At 60.4% G+C, this 14,873-nt stretch carries 13 protein-coding genes and 1 pseudogene; 9 read left to right on the forward strand and 5 right to left on the reverse strand.

Features of this window, described 5'->3' with window-relative positions:
• Window positions 1-10: 10 nt before the first annotated feature.
• The 4 genes from EU556_RS25775 (at window position 11) to EU556_RS25790 (ending at window position 6,414) form a co-directional block, all read left to right on the forward strand.
• A complete protein-coding gene (locus tag EU556_RS25775; protein WP_135437107.1) occupies window positions 11-331 on the forward strand; it encodes a hypothetical protein in 321 nt (106 codons plus the stop codon).
• A 118-nt stretch (window positions 332-449) separates the two neighbouring features.
• Window positions 450-1,055, forward strand: a complete 606-nt coding sequence (locus tag EU556_RS25780; RefSeq protein ID WP_135437108.1) for a hypothetical protein — start codon at window positions 450-452, stop codon at window positions 1,053-1,055.
• 878 nt (window positions 1,056-1,933) lie between these two features.
• A complete protein-coding gene (locus EU556_RS25785) occupies window positions 1,934-2,209 on the forward strand; it encodes a hypothetical protein (RefSeq protein ID WP_135437109.1) in 276 nt (91 codons plus the stop codon).
• Window positions 2,210-2,247: 38 nt separating this feature from the next.
• Window positions 2,248-6,414, forward strand: coding sequence for a coiled-coil domain-containing protein (locus tag EU556_RS25790; protein WP_135437110.1), 4,167 nt, complete (start codon window positions 2,248-2,250; stop codon window positions 6,412-6,414).
• A gap of 168 nt (window positions 6,415-6,582) precedes the next feature.
• On the opposite strand, the gene EU556_RS25795 is transcribed toward EU556_RS25790, so the two are convergent.
• Window positions 6,583-6,984 carry a hypothetical protein gene (locus tag EU556_RS25795; RefSeq protein WP_135437111.1) on the reverse strand — a complete coding sequence of 134 codons (402 nt, stop codon included), beginning with the start codon at window positions 6,982-6,984 and terminating at the stop codon, window positions 6,583-6,585.
• Between the two features lie 204 nt (window positions 6,985-7,188).
• On the opposite strand from EU556_RS25795, the gene EU556_RS25800 reads away from it, so the two are divergent.
• Window positions 7,189-7,530 (forward strand): STAS domain-containing protein, encoded by a 342-nt coding sequence (locus tag EU556_RS25800; RefSeq protein WP_135437112.1) that lies wholly within the window; start codon window positions 7,189-7,191, stop codon window positions 7,528-7,530.
• A gap of 18 nt (window positions 7,531-7,548) precedes the next feature.
• Here EU556_RS25800 and EU556_RS25805 read toward each other — a convergent pair whose 3' ends face one another.
• The 3 genes from EU556_RS25805 to EU556_RS25815 all read right to left on the reverse strand — a co-directional run bounded on the left by EU556_RS25805 (window position 7,549) and on the right by EU556_RS25815 (window position 9,392).
• Entirely contained in the window at window positions 7,549-7,962 is a 414-nt protein-coding gene (locus EU556_RS25805) for a hypothetical protein (RefSeq protein WP_135437113.1), read from the reverse strand.
• 81 nt (window positions 7,963-8,043) lie between these two features.
• A complete protein-coding gene (locus EU556_RS25810; RefSeq protein ID WP_135437114.1) occupies window positions 8,044-8,712 on the reverse strand; it encodes a recombinase family protein in 669 nt (222 codons plus the stop codon).
• Window positions 8,713-8,948: 236 nt separating this feature from the next.
• Window positions 8,949-9,392: a hypothetical protein gene (locus EU556_RS25815; protein ID WP_135437115.1), complete on the reverse strand. Its 444-nt coding sequence runs from the start codon at window positions 9,390-9,392 to the stop codon at window positions 8,949-8,951.
• A 221-nt stretch (window positions 9,393-9,613) separates the two neighbouring features.
• Here EU556_RS25815 and EU556_RS25820 point away from each other — a divergent pair, with 221 nt between their 5' ends.
• Entirely contained in the window at window positions 9,614-10,270 is a 657-nt protein-coding gene (locus tag EU556_RS25820) for a nucleotide-binding protein (RefSeq protein WP_135437116.1), read from the forward strand.
• A 79-nt stretch (window positions 10,271-10,349) separates the two neighbouring features.
• Window positions 10,350-10,661, forward strand: coding sequence for a hypothetical protein (locus EU556_RS25825; RefSeq protein WP_135437117.1), 312 nt, complete (start codon window positions 10,350-10,352; stop codon window positions 10,659-10,661).
• Between the two features lie 100 nt (window positions 10,662-10,761).
• Here the strand turns inward: EU556_RS25825 and EU556_RS25830 are convergent.
• Window positions 10,762-11,112 (reverse strand): annotated as a pseudogene (locus tag EU556_RS25830) (Tn3 family transposase); the annotation flags it as partial.
• Window positions 11,113-11,419: 307 nt separating this feature from the next.
• Here EU556_RS25830 and EU556_RS25835 point away from each other — a divergent pair.
• A complete protein-coding gene (locus tag EU556_RS25835; protein WP_135437118.1) occupies window positions 11,420-11,725 on the forward strand; it encodes a hypothetical protein in 306 nt (101 codons plus the stop codon).
• Between the two features lie 143 nt (window positions 11,726-11,868).
• Window positions 11,869-14,873, forward strand: a 3,005-nt coding sequence (locus EU556_RS25840; RefSeq protein WP_135437119.1) for a PAS domain-containing protein, incomplete at its 3' end; no start/stop codon positions are given.

The following is a 14,873-nucleotide window of genomic DNA, read 5'->3' on the forward strand; positions in this document are numbered from 1 at the left end:
AAAATTACATATGATTGCGAACACTGCCTTAATTAGAATCACTCTCTACCGCGACGGTCGTGTGCGCCTAACGAAGGCTGCGGCCGCCTACTTCAACATCGGCTCCACCGCCGAGCTACGCCCCGGCTCTGCCACCGAACCCTGGTGGCTGGACCTACGCCCGGATGCGCCCCAGCCCGTGAGCACGAGCCGGGCCACCTGGCAATTTCGGAGCGGCTACCGCCTCGAACGGGTCTTCCCCCACAACTCCCCCAAGCAGAAGATCGTGTTGGTGCCGGCAGAGGATCCCCAGACCACGCCGGGCCTCGTCCCCCTTCGTCCGGCCGCATAAGGCTAAGCGCAAAGTACCAGCAAGCGGTTGTACGGAAGTAAACCCTTTCGCGCTGGTAACCCCCTGAAGCTCTGCGCACCTTCGTGTACTCTCTTGTAGTACTTCTCGAACGGTTGCTATGAAGCTATACACCCATCCTACTACACCGCGCCCCAACGCCTTCTATCTGGACGTCCCCACTCCCGCCTCAGCCTATCGCCTGCAACAGCAGCTGTTACGCGCCTACCGGGAGGTGCTCTTTCAATGGTGGGACCTGGACCTAGCTATTACCACGTGCTTCGGACCCAAGCAGGGTAAACGCCTGCAGGCTGCCGAAGACCGCCTCCAATACGAGGTGCCCGAATTGCTGGTCCGCATGAGCCCCAATGAGCTTGAACTCGCCGCGGCGGTCTTCTACCACCAGACTCTCGTTGGCTTCGTCTGGCATGTGCTAGCCCAAGAGCGCACCCTCCAACACCGGCTTGAGGAGGGTAACAGCGACACCCGCTTAAATGATGACTGTCACACCATCGCCGCCGGCCTGGGTAAAAGCAAGCCCATGCAGCGAGAGCCTGCACAACATACGGCACCCGAACCTATACCGGTAGATACTACCCCTATCCCCAGCCCACCAGTGATAGCTCTTCCGGCACCACACCCACCTGCCTCACCTCAATTGAAACGCCTTCACTTGCGGGTAAACCAAGCCCAGAACCGCCGGCGCCTCAAGCGCAAGCGTCGGTAGCTGTCCCACAAGTAGCCACTTGTCTTGGAGCCGCTGGAAGGTGCAAATGTTGAAGAATGTTGAACATTCCGGCCATTCGCCCCTGAGTTTGTGGAGAAGTACGCGCGGGCGCGCGAGACAACCCCCACTCCATGCTGTCATATGCTGACATTTTCTCAGGCTACTTACTGCTCAACTAGATGTAGAGAAATGTATAAAAATGTAGAAGGTTTTTGTCTACCAGCCGCCGTCTACCCTGCCTCGGTGAGTTTCGCACCCAGTACGCGCATGTGCACGCGCACGCGAGAGGGCTCCCCTAGCCCTGTTTCGTCAGCAGTACGCGCGTACGCGAAGTGGTATGTCTTATCACTCTTTGCCCGCACTGACGGGCTTATTACCTCAGAAGAGGTGAATGAAAACCTGATAAAACCTGAAGCCTTCGCGTGCGCGTGTGAAGTCCCAACCAAGCGTAGTGACCGGAGACTTGATATGCTATCTACCCAAACTAGTGTCAGTAAAACAAGTCGGTTACCAGACGGTGCAAGCTTCAATGCGCCCCCAAAACCTCATAAAACCTCAGAAAACCTCAGACTTTCTGTGGGTTTCGCAACCAATACGCGCGCCCGCGAGGACTCGCCCGCAATTCTGAATACCCTTACGGCACCTGCGAAAGGTATGGGAAGGAAAGTCAAGCGGGAGTTTCGGGGCCAATACGCGGGCGCGCGAGGCGAAGGCAAAGAAATCGGATGCTCAGCTGGCATTGGCATCACGCGCAGTACCTTCCACTGCGGGAATTTCATGCCCAGTACGCGCGCAGGTGCGCGAGCAGCGGTTTCGCCCCACCCGAACATTCCGCGCGCACGGGAGCGCTATCTACTTCACGTCATCACCCCTCCACTATGTCCAACCAAACTCCTTCCCTGACCATACCATCCGCCACAACCGACGAGTTGCTGCACGCGCTAAGCGCCACCATCATCTCCCAGCACGCGACCATCACGCTCATGTCCGGCTTTGTCATGCAGCTCTACAGCACGGTCAACCAGATGCCCATGGAGGAAGTGGGCCCCCTCTTTGACGGACTCTTCCCCAGCCACGTCGCTTCGGCCAACCAGGGCTTTGTCAGCTCCATCCACGAGCGCCAACAGCAGCTGCGGGACCTCCTGCATCAATAGCCTCAACCTCTCTACCTCCTGCTTAACCCGCTACGCCGATGCCTGATGTTGGTACCGTTTACAAACTAGATTTCACGGAAGCCCTCGCCGGCCTCCAGAAGCTGGCCGATGCCGACCGTACCCTGCGTACGGCCATTCAGCAGGGCAGCACCGAGCAACGGCAGGTCATGCAGCAGGTGGCCCAGCAGGCCTTGCAAGCGTCCCAACAGGTGATGCAGCAGGCCCAGCAACAGCGCCTGATCCGGCAGGTCTACCAGGAGCTCACCGCGGAGCTACGCGCCCAGGAGAAAGCAGAGAAAGCCCTCAACGCGGAGCGCGAGAAAGCATCGGTCAGTACCAAGCGCCAGGCGGAGCTCAAGCAGCAGTTGGAAGCCAGCAGCGCCGCCCAGCAGCGTTTACGCGAAGAGATCGAGCGGGTAACCGCCGCCGAGCAGACCTACGTCACTACCGCACAAACGGCGGCCGCCGTGCCCCCACGCAAGCCACCGGGCACACCGACCACCACTGCGGCAGCCAGTGCAGCTCCTGACCGGCAACCTACCAGCCAGCAAGAGGCCTACGAGGCAGCCCTGCAGCGAACCACGGACGCTCTGCAGCAGCAGGCCGAGGCGGAGCGTGCGGTAGCCGCCGCTACAGATCGACACGAACAGGCGGTGGCAGCCGCCGCACAAGCCAAGGAAACGGCTGCAGCCCAGACGGACATCTCCCTAGCCCGCGAGAAGGAGCTGCGAGAGGCGCGTCAACTGGACATGGAGCAGCTGGGTGCCCTGAAAGAGGCCGAGAAAGCGTTGAAGGCAGAACGAGCACAGACGGCCCCGGGAGAGCGCAAGAACGATCTGCAGATTCAGCTCAACGAGAACGCCGCCGCGCAGCGCTCCCTCACCGACGACATCAAGCAAACCACCCAGGCGATTGAGGTGGAGAAGCAGACCCAACGGTCATTGACGGCCGAGGCCAAATCCACCGCCGAGGCGCAGAAGCAGTCGGCCCGGGAAGTGGCGGCCGCCGAGAAGCAACTGGCCCAGTCGGCCAAGGAAGTCGCCGCGACGCAACGCGAGCAAGCCAAACTGCAACGGCAGGCCCGCGAGGAAGCTGACAAGCACGTGCGTTCGGCTGGCCTGCTGACTAAGCTGGAAAAGCAACTGACCGACCTGACGGAAGCCCGGGCCCGCGCCACGTCCAAGGTAGAAGTACAAGGCTACAGCAAGCAGATTGCCGACACTAAACGACAGATCGATGACCTGAAAGGTGGGGTGGATAAGACCACCGGCGCAACCCGGGGGCTGTCCAATGCTTTCGCCGCCGTAGGGGGCCTGGCCGCCGGGGTGTTTGTCGCCGACAAGGCCGTAGACTTCGTTAAGAACATTGTCTCCACCCGCGCCGAGTTCGAACGTTTGGAGGCCGTGCTGACCAACACCTTCGGGGGCAACCAGGGCAAGGCCCAGCAGGCGTTGAGCCTCGTGGCCACGTTTGCCCGCGATACCGGACAGAACGTCACCAAACTCACGGACAGCTACCTGACGCTCGTGAACCGGGGCATTGAGCCGACCCGCCGGCAGCTGGAGCAACTCAGTGATGTCGCCATCACCTCCCGTAAGACGGTCGATCAGTACGTCGAAGCCATTGTCGATGCCCAGCAGGGCCAATTCGAGCGTTTGACGGAGTTCGGCATCAAAGCGAAGGTAAACGGCGACAAGATTGCCTTTACCTTCCGCGGTACCACGACGGAAGTACAGAACAGCACCAAGGCCGTCGCCGATTACCTTTTCGGATTGGGAGACGTGCAGGGCGTGATGGGCGCCACAGCCGCCGCGGCCGATGGATTCGCGGGCTCCTCGGGGAAGCTCAGCGCCAGCCTGACCGAGCTCTTCGATGTGCTGGGAGATGGCACCAACGGCCCACTGGCCGAATTCATTCAGCGGGTCACCCGGGCTACCCGTTCGGTAGCGGAGTTCTTCAAAAGCACGGATCGGAAAGCAACGGAAGCGGCTGCCCAAGGAATACAGGACTACGCGCAGATTGCCGATCAGGCATTTGCCGATGCGGCTGCCGCGGCCGAGAGAGCCGGCACCGACCGCAATGCCGCCCTGAAAGCCGCATTCGAGCAGCAGGATGCCCTGCTGGCCAAGCAACAGCAGCAAGCGGCCGCCCGGGCCAAGGCCATCACCGACTTTCGGCAGGCTGGTTCCCCCGTGGCCAGCCCCCTCTACGACGAGTTCCGGCGAGATACCGGGATAGTAGAGGGCATGCGCCTGGCCAAGGATGCGGAGATCACGGCGAAGACGCGCTTGAAGCTGGCGGAGGGGGAACGCAATACCCTCAAAGAACGGTACGAGCTGGCGCTGAAGGGCAACCAGTCGGAGATAGAGCAACTGGGCGTTATCGAGGCCCTCCGCAAGAAGATCGCGGCGGACGAGAAGATACTAGAGCAGTTATCCCAGGGGGCGGACTTCGAGACCAAACGCAAAGCCCAGGTAACACTGCTCAAGCAGGAACGGGAGGAACTGGAACGCCTACTAGGCAAGCAGAAGGAAGCCCGCAAGGGTCCCGACTACCTGAAACAGCTGCTGGCGGCCGAAGCCAAGCTACGGGACGACGCCAACAAGCTGGAGCTGGAAATGCTCAAGGATCAGGGCCAGGCCAAAGCCGCCGAGCAACTAAGCCAGGCCCAAGCGGAAATCAACCGCGTCGAGGAGAACCTCAAGCGACTGGAGAAACTCGCCGGGCGGGATGGTGTGATCGACGACGTACAGCGCGACCAGTTAAACTCCCTACGACTTGGTAAGCTCGATGACTACTACCGCACCCTGCGTGAGATAGCCCAGCGCCACAGCGATGAGCTGTTTGATCTGCAAGCCGACTCCGACCGGAAGGAAACAGAGGCGATTGACCGCAAGTATGAGAAGCTGGCGTTTGCCGCCCGGGGCCAAGCGGATCTGGAGCTCGCTCTTGAAGAAGCCAAACAGCGCGACCTGCTGGCGCTCCAGCAACGGCAGGAGCAGCGGACCATCGATACCAGGGCAGACATTAGCCGTAACCTAGTGAGCCAAACGGTAGGTGAAGTCTACGGGGAGGGTACGGGCATCTCCGTCATTGAAGCCAAACGCAAAGAGAAGGCCGAACTGCTGGAAATTGATCGTCAGCATGCCCAAGACACGCTCAACAATGCCTTGAAGCTCACCGGTGAGGAAGGAACACTTGCCCGGACGGCCGCGGCGGCCCAACTGGCGCGGGTGAAGAATGCCATCCGCGACGTAGAGCGAGAAAAGGCCGCGCACCCCGCCGAAGACTTTCTCTACAAGCTCGTACTGGGTGAGGAGGACTCCGACGAGGCAAGGCAGCAGGTGGATGCGGTCGTAGGACAGGTGCTGGCTACCATCAATACGATTCTGGCCGCGGAACAACAGGCCGCCCAAGCCAAGATTGATGCAAAAACGCGGGAGATAGATGATCTGCAGCGTAATCTGGACCGGGAGCTACAGTACAATAAGGAGGGAAGCGCATCGAACATCGCCAACACCCACGCGGAGATTGCGGCCGCCAAAGCTGCCCGCCGGGAAGCGCTGGAGGATCAAAAGCGCGCCGCCAAACAGCAGCAGCTTATTAATGATCTACAGGCCGTCAGCTCTATTTCCCTGGCAGTCGCGAATGTGATTGCGGGGTGGTCCTCCATTCCGTTGGTCGGCTCCATTCTGGGGGCCGTGGCCGCCGCGGCCATGGTTGCTTCGTTTGTAGCTACGAAAGCCAAGGCCAAGAGCGCCGCCCAATCCAATAGTGAAGGATACTTTCAAGGAGGCTACACCGGCGGCAGCGATAAGCATGAGGAGCGCGGTGTAGTACATGGCAAAGAATTCGTGCACACCGCCGAGGTTACGGAGAAGTACCGGATACCCTTGTTTGAAGCCCTGCACAAAGGCCGGCCGCAAGATATTGACTGGCAGCACCCCACTATGAAGGCTATTCTGCCAGATATGGAACTGCCGAAAAAGCTGCGCGAGGAGAAACAGGCCGCAGCCGAACTAAAGGTATTGCACCAGTTTGCCCCTATGCAACGGGAGTTCGAAGGGATGAAAACTGAACTAGCTGCTATTCGTCAGCACGTTGGCGCGACGGCAGCTAGACCGGACGTATTTACCACACCAGACGGTAAGGTAGTAGCCTATGACCCTGCTACTAGAAGTGTAGTACAGACCACGTATGAATAGCTAAGCCTCTAAAAGCTTTCTCTTATTGCTACAGGTGATGAGGAGTAGAATGAAAAAGCCCCATCCTGCAACCAGATGGGGCTTTTTAATTGCAACAGGCGGGCCCACCAGCCGGTACCCCACACCTGAGAAACCCGGCAGGCGAGGGCAAAGGTACGGCTGTATCGTTTACGCTAGCCACTCTAGGGCCGTAGCCGGGGGCTGAGCGCAGAATAACCGGCTAACTAAGCCATAGCGCCGCTGGGTTTCCAGGCAAAACTGGGTGGCTTGTAAACGAACTGGTGGCAGTGTGGCTAGTAGCACCGCTACTTGCCGCAAATACCCCGTGGCGATGGCTCGGGGAGCCCAATCCAGCACTAACCAGTTCAGCAGTGGCGGCTCGTATCCAGCCGAATACCGCAGGTCTAGCAGCAGCTTGGGCCGCTGGCTGCGCTTGAGCAGCGTCAGCGCGCGTTCGAACAGTTCTTGCGCGGCCTCTAGGCCAACCGCCCCCGCTTCCAGCGTGAGCATAACTACGCCCTGGGGAGATAGGGCGAGGCAACCAGCCGCGTGTGCTTCCACGAGTGACATAAGATATAGGGTAGGATAAAACTAATACAAATAGCGCAATACAAAGATGGTGCTAGCTTTCTATGATCCACCATATAGTCAAAGGTGAACTAGGCAGCAAACCATGGTGCGTCCATAGTGCGTAGATAAATGCAATAATTTACCTGCATCCTTCTAATGTGGAGTTTCCTAGGCAGGGAAAACTTCCGCTATTCTGACCCACCTATGCCTCGCTCCCACCCTATCCAACTAGGCCACTTCTACGGCCAATGTGAAGTCACCATACGCAGCGGTCAACTCGGCCCCACGGTAGCCGCCCAACTTCAGCAGACATTGGAGCAGCTCATCCACCGGGGAATTCGACGGCTCTGGCTAGACTGCCAGCAATTAGAGTCGTTGACGTACTATGGCCAACAGGCCATCCTGAACTTGATGCGCCGCGCCGCCGCTGCGAACCTGGCCTTGTTCTGGTATGGCTTCTCGGCGCGCGTGAAGCAGGAGTTGGCGGACTCGGGCTTGTATCTACTGCTCCACAACGTGCCCCTGAGCAGCTATCGCGCTCTATAGGCGCAGTGCCGCTGAATACTAGGCTAAACTATTCGGAGACTGAAGCCACTCGCGGGCGGCTTCGAGAGTAGTAAAAAATTCGCAGTGAATGCCGTAATGATGCATCCCCTGCGCGCAGACATCCACTGCCTGCAACCGTAATTCTAGTGGACGAGCCAGTACGATGGCGACGTGCGTCAGGCCGCCGACCCCTGCCGCCTGGGGGAGCCAAATGGCCAGCAACCAGCCCATGTACTCCTCTGTTGCCGTCGCTCGTTGGCGTTGATCCGTCAACAGTTTATGATGGCCTGTGTGCTGCAACAAGTGTAGCAATTTATAAAAGACGTTCTGTGCGGCAGAAGAGTCTATTGAGTTGGCATTCCACATTAGGTGGATATAGCCTTCCGGCCGAACCCACAGGTCTCCAGCTGGCAAGCGAACGTGCGTGTCCATGGCCTAGTATTACACGGACCTTCAGAATAAGGCCCTTCCAGTAGTACGTTCTTAATTCAGGTAGGGGGGTAACGGATGAATTTATATTCGCTGGAGCAGGCGCTGCACAGACATGGGGAAGAATTCCTTCCCTCGCCGGGTGCGGTACCCTGACTCATTAAGCTCATGGGCGATCTGCTGCAGCGTATGACCCTGCGCCTGCAGCAAGGCAGCGAGGCGAGCAGCCTGCCGGTTGGCCTGGTGGGTACGGGCATTGGCCTGGCGCACCTCCCGTCCTTTCGTGACGGCCTCCGTCGTGAGGTTGGCCGGCGTACCGAGCTGAGCGCCGCGGGCCTTCTTGGCCGCCAAGGCATCCTTGGTACGCTTGGATATGGTCTCGCGCTCGTGCTGGGCGATCACGGCAAACAGGCCCACCGTAAGCGTATTGGCATCGGGCATGTCACAGCACACGAAGTCGACGCCCGAGTCGCGCAGGGCGAAGATAAAGCCGGCATTCCGCGAGAGCCGGTCCAGCTTGGCAATGAGCAGCGTCCCTCCTACCCTTCGGGCTTCGGCCATGGCGGCCAGCAGCTGGGGCCGGTGGTTGCGCTTGCCGCTCTCTACTTCTACATACTCCTCCCCGAGCTGCCCCTGTCCTGCGGCAAAGCTATGCACAGCCGCCCGTTGCGCTTCTAAGCCTAAGCCGGACTGCCCCTGCTTCAGGGTAGAAACGCGGTAGTAGGGAATGTACTTCTTAGACGGGATGGCCATGCGTGCTGGGGCGGTTGGGGAAGAAAGGGCCCGCAAGATAGGGTCTATAACGTTTTACAAACGGTCGTTTAAAAAATGTTATACACTCATAATACTGCTGATAAGTTTTATGCCAAGCGAAGTATTGCTATTCCACTTTGTAATCAAAACGCCCTTGAGTGACCTGCACGTGCTTACCAGTGGACCGATTCGTGGCCACAAATTCGAAGCGCCCTGCCAAAATCCTTGTTTGCCGATCAACTCGGGTTAATCGTCAGCGTGCCCGAAGCTGGAGCTTGGGAGCTGTACTGGCCATCTGAGGAGTAGTACCAGCCTTTAGCCACCCCCTTATGAGGGGAAAGCGAGAAAGGGTACGTTGCACCTTCTTCTAGCACCATACTGTCTGCTTCAAGGAGAAGTAAGGGGGAACCAGAATTTTTTTCGTCCTTGATACTAAGCGAAAAATTTGATCGGTCGGCGGTGGTGCCGAGCCGGAAGGCTAAGCTGGTACCAGAACGGCCCCAGCCATTTCGAGGAATCAGGACCGTGCCATCGACCAAACAGCCGGCTTGGTTTGCTCCCCAGGTCGTTTCGGCAGGGAGGGCTGGAGACACCTCCGATTGACAAGCCAGCAGTAGGGCTGCTAAGAGCAGACGCCCGGCAAGAGACGTAAGGGAAGGCGCGGTTATGATGGGAGCCATAAGCATACGTGGATATAGGTAACTGGAGAGCGGATACTTTCGAGAAAGGATAGTTGCCCTTTGCTGCACAACACATTTTCTTGCGTCGACCAGGAGTAGGCAATTTAATCGCTCGCCGTATAGTTACTCTGGCTATACAATTACACATCCTATGCTACTTCGAGTAGAACAACTAGATTTACAACTAAATCAGCAACCTGTATAAGTTCAACCACGGCAACATGATCTACACGGTAGGCGGCATCAAGGGCGGCAGCGGCAAGACCACAATAGCGACGAACCTGACAGTCTACCTGCTCCAGCAGGGCCGTGACGTTATTCTCATTGATGCTGATGATCAAGAGTCGGCCACGGATTTTACTTCCTTCCGTCACCAGTCGCTCGATGGAGACTTGGGCTATACCGCTGTCAAGGTGACCGGCCGGGAGCTCAACGCGCAGGTGCAGCGCCTAGCCACGAAGTGCGACGACATCGTGATTGACACCGGTGGTCGAGATACCGTCAGCCAGCGATCCGCCCTGACTATCTCCCACGTGTACCTGGTCCCTTTCGCTCCTCGCTCCCTGGACATCTGGACGCTGCGAAAAGTGGAGAACCTGATCGCCGAAGTAGCGCCCTTCAATCCAGGCCTGCGTGCGCTCACCTTCATCAACAAGACGGATGCACGCGGCACCTACAAAGAGGAAGCAGCAGAACTCCTGCGTGGCTCGGAGTACATGCAGTTTTTGGAGGCTTCTGTTGGCAACCGCATCTCTTTTGCGAATGCAGCTGCATCCGGGCTGGGCGTGCTGGAAGTAAAGCCGGCAGACGACAAGGCAATTGCTGAAGTCAACGAGCTGTGTGCAAGTGTACAAGCTGCGGTAGAAGCAACTAAGTAGAGAATCACAATTGCAACTTGTTTTACAACTAAAATAAGTTGTAAAAACAGGTCCTGTTGTACAACGTTATTCGCAACCTATGGCCACCAAGAAACCCAAACTAGGCCTCCCTCCTACGCCACCTGCTGCTCTTTCAAATTCTGCCATGCAGGAAATGATTAACAAGGGCGGTTCTGTGCTGGAGCCAGTGGTAACGGCTCCTACCAAGGCAGAGCCTGAAGAGGACAAACTCAAGTCGTTTACCTTCAAAATCTACGAGAGTGAGCTGGCCCAGATCCGGGCCATTCAGGATAGCCTACCCAAGCGGGACCGGATCTCCATTCACGATTTCGTCGTGGCTGCCGTAAAGGAGAAAATCGATAAGTCAGCAAAAAAGAACAACCCAAAGTAGTTGCGGGGTTAGTTGTCGTTCTAGTTGCAAAAAGCCTGCTACCCCTCTACCAATTCACATTGGTAGAGGGGTAGCACAAGAGTAAGAACAGAAATTCCCGTTAGGACAGTTGGGCGAGCTGTTCTTCTAAACTGGTCAGGTCGCGTAGCGGGCGCAGTTGCCCGGCAGCAATGCCCTCGGGCAAGGTAAAATCGTAGCGGCCGAGCATGTTGATGTGCTCGTGCAGCAAGGGCGAGAGCCGGACCACGTCGCCTGATTCCGGTGGTTCGGCGGCCGTCTGGCGCAGCTCGCCTTTTTTGCCGTGGAACACCGCTCGGGCCATGGCGTGCCGCCCCTCGCCCCGGTTGAGCTGGCCCAGGATGCGCCGCCGTTAGGCCTCGTCCTGCATGTAGGCCAGCAGGTACAGGGTTTTCTCCACCCGCCCGACTTCGGCCACGGCCCGCCCCAGCCCGCAGAGGGCCAAGCAGACCCACCGGATACCCATCTACCTATTTGAGCCAAACGCGTAACTTAGCCCAACCCCAGACCATTCCGTGCCAGTTTCTACTGGCTCAAAAGGCCAAGAAGCGTAGGGTCGTGTAAGGTCGTATCGCGTACCCCGAGCTGCGAACAATCTATCAGGGCGCCGGAGTATTACCGTGCACCTCCAAGTCTATTGCCGCTGCTTACCGCTACGAGTCTTGGACGACTTTGTGCCGGGGCTGTCCGCTTCGGTTTGCTCCTGAACTATGTAGCGTTACAAGCCCTCTCGTTCGTGTATGTCCACTAGTACCACTTCTAGCCAGTGCAGCAACTCTTCTGCTGCGCGAATCGTTCGCCTACTCTATTGGGACCTACTGGCCCTACAGCAAACAACGCCCTACCGATCGGCTCGCCTGCGGCGCATCGCAGATCAGATGCAGTATGCCGTGCAACACTGGCCCGCCCAGACCTGGCCTCAATTCAGCCCACAGGGGTACCCGATACCCGAGCAGGTGCGTGTGATAGCCGATCTGGCCGACTTACCTTCCGTGCTAGTGACCCAGCACCAGTACCTGCTTGTCCTGGCGCGCTCCTTACGCTAACAGGGCGCGCTGTCCGTAGGGCTGAATTGTTGTATAGTAAGGCGTGATTCTCTCCCTACGCAACGGCCATTGGTATGCTAGTTGGATTTGCCGAACTTGCACCGGCTGCGCGGTAGTTGTCGGCTTTATCCTGCCTTTATTCCATGTCGTATCTTTTCCCGGCCACCGCTGACGAGCTGCTGGCGTTGCTGCGTGATGTGCTGGCCACGTCGCTGACGCCCATGTACCTGGGCCGCCCGGTTCACAGTGCCGAGGGGGTGATAACCGACTTTACGCTCGCCTACCTGAACCCCGCCGGGCAAGCGCTGCTCGGCCTGCCCGAGCGACCAGACCGTACCCTGGGGGCGTGTTTCCCGGCGACCGACCACCCCGGTTTGCTGGCCTTCTACCGGCAGGTGTTTACCACGGGGGAGCCGGGGCGCTACTCGGTGGATTCCCTTGCCCAGGGTCAGGCCCAGCAGGATACCGTCGCCGCGCGGCGCAGCGGGGAGTGGTTGGTCGGTAGCTTACTAACCGGGCTCGCGCCAGACTTAAAGGGGGGCCCGCCCAGTAGGCCGGCGAGCGACGCGGCCGGCCGCGTCGACGCGGAGCAGCCGCCGAGCCAGCTGTGCCACCGCCTGGGGCAAGAGCCGGCCCGCCACGACGAGCTGGCAGCGGCGGAGCGCGAGCGGAATGTGCTGCAAGCGGTCCTGACGCAGGCGCCGGTAGCCATCGGGGTGTTTCAGGGCGCCGACTTAACCGTCGCGGCGGCCAACGACCAATTGTGCCGCATGTGGGGCTATGCCCCGGAGCACGTGCTGGGCCGGCCGTTGCTGGAGGGCGTCCCCGAGCTCCGCGAGCAAGGCTTCGACACGCTGCTGACGGAGGTGGCCCGCACCCGGGTGCCGTTCGTGGGCACGGAAGTGGCCGCTGCGTTGCGGCAACCCGCCGGCGACGTGGCCACCCACTACTTCAATTTCGTGTACCAGCCGCTCTATGACGCGGCCGGGCAGTTACTCGGCGTGCTCGACATCGCCATTGACGTGACGGCGCAGGTGGTGGCGCGGCAGCAGGTGCAGCACCTGAACGAGCGCCTGGTTGACGCGAACCAGGCGCTACACGCCGCTAACGACGCGTTGCAGGCCACCAATCAGGAGCTGCTGCGCGCCCAGCTGCAGTTGCAGCAGCTCACCCAGGACTTGGAAACGCGCGTGCAGGAGCGCACCCGCGCCGCCACGCTGGCCCAGGCCGCGGCCGAGCACCAGCGCGCCCAGCTCAACACGCTGTTTATGCAGGCCCCGGCCGCCATCTGCGTGCTCCACGGCCCCGAGTGGGTGTACGAGCTGGTGAATCCGGGGTACCAGCAGGCGTTTCCCGGTCGGCTGCTGCTGGGCAAGCCCCTGCTCGAGGCCTTGCCCGAGCTACGCGACTCCCCCATCCCCGGCATCCTGCGCGAGGTCATGGCCACCGGCCAGGCGTTTCACGCCGAGGAGATGCCGGTGCCGCTGGCCCGCGAGGCCGCGGCCCCGGTGGAAATGCTGCACTGGACCTTCACTTACCAGCCCCGCCGCGATGCCTTCGGGCAGGTGGACGGGGTGCTCGTCTTTGCCTACGACGTAACCGAGAGCGTGCGCGCCCGCCAGGCCCAGCGGGCGCAGCAAGCCGAGCTGGAGCGCCTGTTCGCGCAGGCCCCCGTGGGCATTGCCATCCTGCGCGGCCCGGCCCTCGTGGTGGAGCTGGCCAACGAGGCCGTGCAGGCCATCTGGGGCCGTACGGCCGCCCAGGTGGTCGGCCGGCCCTATTTCGAGGCTTTGCCCGAAACGGCCGGGCAGGGCTTCGAGGCCATCCTGGCCGGCGTCCTGGCCACCGGCGAGCCGTTCTTCGTGACGGAGGCCCCCGTCCGGCTGCCCGCGCGCGGAGACAAGCCCCCCGGACCGGCCTACGTCAACTTCGGTTTCCATCCCCTGCGCAACGAGCAGGGCGAGGTGACGGGACTGCTGGCCCTCGGCGTAGAAGTCACCGAGCAGGTGCTTGCCCGCCAGCAGGCCGAGGCCCTGCAAGCCGAGCGGCTCCACCTGGCCCAGGCCCAGGCCCGGCAGCGGCAAAACCTCTACCAGGTGTTTGAGCAAGCCCCCGTGGCCATCATTCTCCTGCGCGAGCCCGACCACCGGGTCGAGTACTTTAACCCCGCCTACCGCACCCTGTTTCCTCACCCCCCGGCCGTGGGCACCACCATTGCCCAGAGCCAGCCGGCCGCGGTCGAGCTGGGGCTGGTGGCCTTGCTCGACGGGGTCTACCAAACCGGGGAAGCCCATGTGGGCGTGGAGCTGTCGCTGGCGCCTTTCAATTCCGGGCCGGAGCGGTATATCAACTTCACCTACCAGGCCTACCGCGAGCAGGAGCGCATCGTGGGCGTATCGGTCTTCGTCTACGACGTGACCGAACAGGTCGTGGCGCGGCAGCTGCGCGAGGCCCAGCAGCGCCAGCTGCACGCCGTCTTTACGCAGGCGCCCGTGGCGATTTGCGTGTTCCAGGGGCCTGCGTACGTGCTGGACGTGGTCAACCCGCTCATGGGCGAGATGCTCGGCCACGCCCCGGCCGAGCTGCTGGGCCAGGCCTTTTTTGCGGCCCTGCCGGAGCTGGCGGACCAGGGGTTCCCCGAGCTGCTCGACGCCGTGCGCACCACGGGCGAGGCCTACCGCGCCCAGGCGCAGGCTATCCACCTGGCGCGCCATGCCGCCGGGGAAGTGGGCTATTTCGACTTTGTGTATGAGCCGCTGCGCGACGCCCAGGGCCTGGTGGCCGGCATCGTGTGCGTGGCCACGGAGGTTACCGCGCAGGTCCGGGCCCGCCAGCGGGAACAGGCCGTCAACGATGAGCTGACGGCCACCAACGAGGCGCTGCACACCAGCAACGCCGAGCTCACGCGCGTGAACAAGGACCTGGACACGTTCATCTACACCGCCTCGCACGACTTAAAGGGCCCCATCACCAACATTGAAGGGCTGCTCACGGCCTTGCGGGAGGAGCTGGTCCTGCCCCCCGCTACCGCCGATACGGCGACCGTGCTGCACCTGATGGACGACTCGGTGCAGCGGTTCCAGCACACGCTCAAGCACCTGACCGACGTGACCCGCCTGCACGCGCCCGCGCAGCTGCCGGTTACGGC

This window comes from Hymenobacter fodinae, assembly GCF_004745825.1.
Lineage (GTDB): Bacteria > Bacteroidota > Bacteroidia > Cytophagales > Hymenobacteraceae > Hymenobacter > Hymenobacter fodinae.

Excerpts from the sequence above, each read along its gene's own strand:
- EU556_RS25810 (WP_135437114.1), bottom strand. The coding sequence starts at position 8,712 with ATGGCCATCCCGTCTAAGAAGTACATTCCCTACTACCGCGTTTCTACC.
- EU556_RS25775 (WP_135437107.1), top strand. The coding sequence starts at position 11 with ATGATTGCGAACACTGCCTTAATTAGAATCACTCTCTACCGCGACGGT.
- EU556_RS25800 (WP_135437112.1), top strand. The coding sequence starts at position 7,189 with ATGCCTCGCTCCCACCCTATCCAACTAGGCCACTTCTACGGCCAATGT.
- EU556_RS25825 (WP_135437117.1), top strand. The coding sequence starts at position 10,350 with ATGGCCACCAAGAAACCCAAACTAGGCCTCCCTCCTACGCCACCTGCT.
- EU556_RS25780 (WP_135437108.1), top strand. The coding sequence starts at position 450 with ATGAAGCTATACACCCATCCTACTACACCGCGCCCCAACGCCTTCTAT.
- EU556_RS25790 (WP_135437110.1), top strand. The coding sequence starts at position 2,248 with ATGCCTGATGTTGGTACCGTTTACAAACTAGATTTCACGGAAGCCCTC.
- EU556_RS25785 (WP_135437109.1), top strand. The coding sequence starts at position 1,934 with ATGTCCAACCAAACTCCTTCCCTGACCATACCATCCGCCACAACCGAC.
- EU556_RS25835 (WP_135437118.1), top strand. The coding sequence starts at position 11,420 with ATGTCCACTAGTACCACTTCTAGCCAGTGCAGCAACTCTTCTGCTGCG.
- EU556_RS25815 (WP_135437115.1), bottom strand. The coding sequence starts at position 9,392 with ATGGCTCCCATCATAACCGCGCCTTCCCTTACGTCTCTTGCCGGGCGT.
- EU556_RS25805 (WP_135437113.1), bottom strand. The coding sequence starts at position 7,962 with ATGGACACGCACGTTCGCTTGCCAGCTGGAGACCTGTGGGTTCGGCCG.
- EU556_RS25795 (WP_135437111.1), bottom strand. The coding sequence starts at position 6,984 with ATGTCACTCGTGGAAGCACACGCGGCTGGTTGCCTCGCCCTATCTCCC.
- EU556_RS25820 (WP_135437116.1), top strand. The coding sequence starts at position 9,614 with ATGATCTACACGGTAGGCGGCATCAAGGGCGGCAGCGGCAAGACCACA.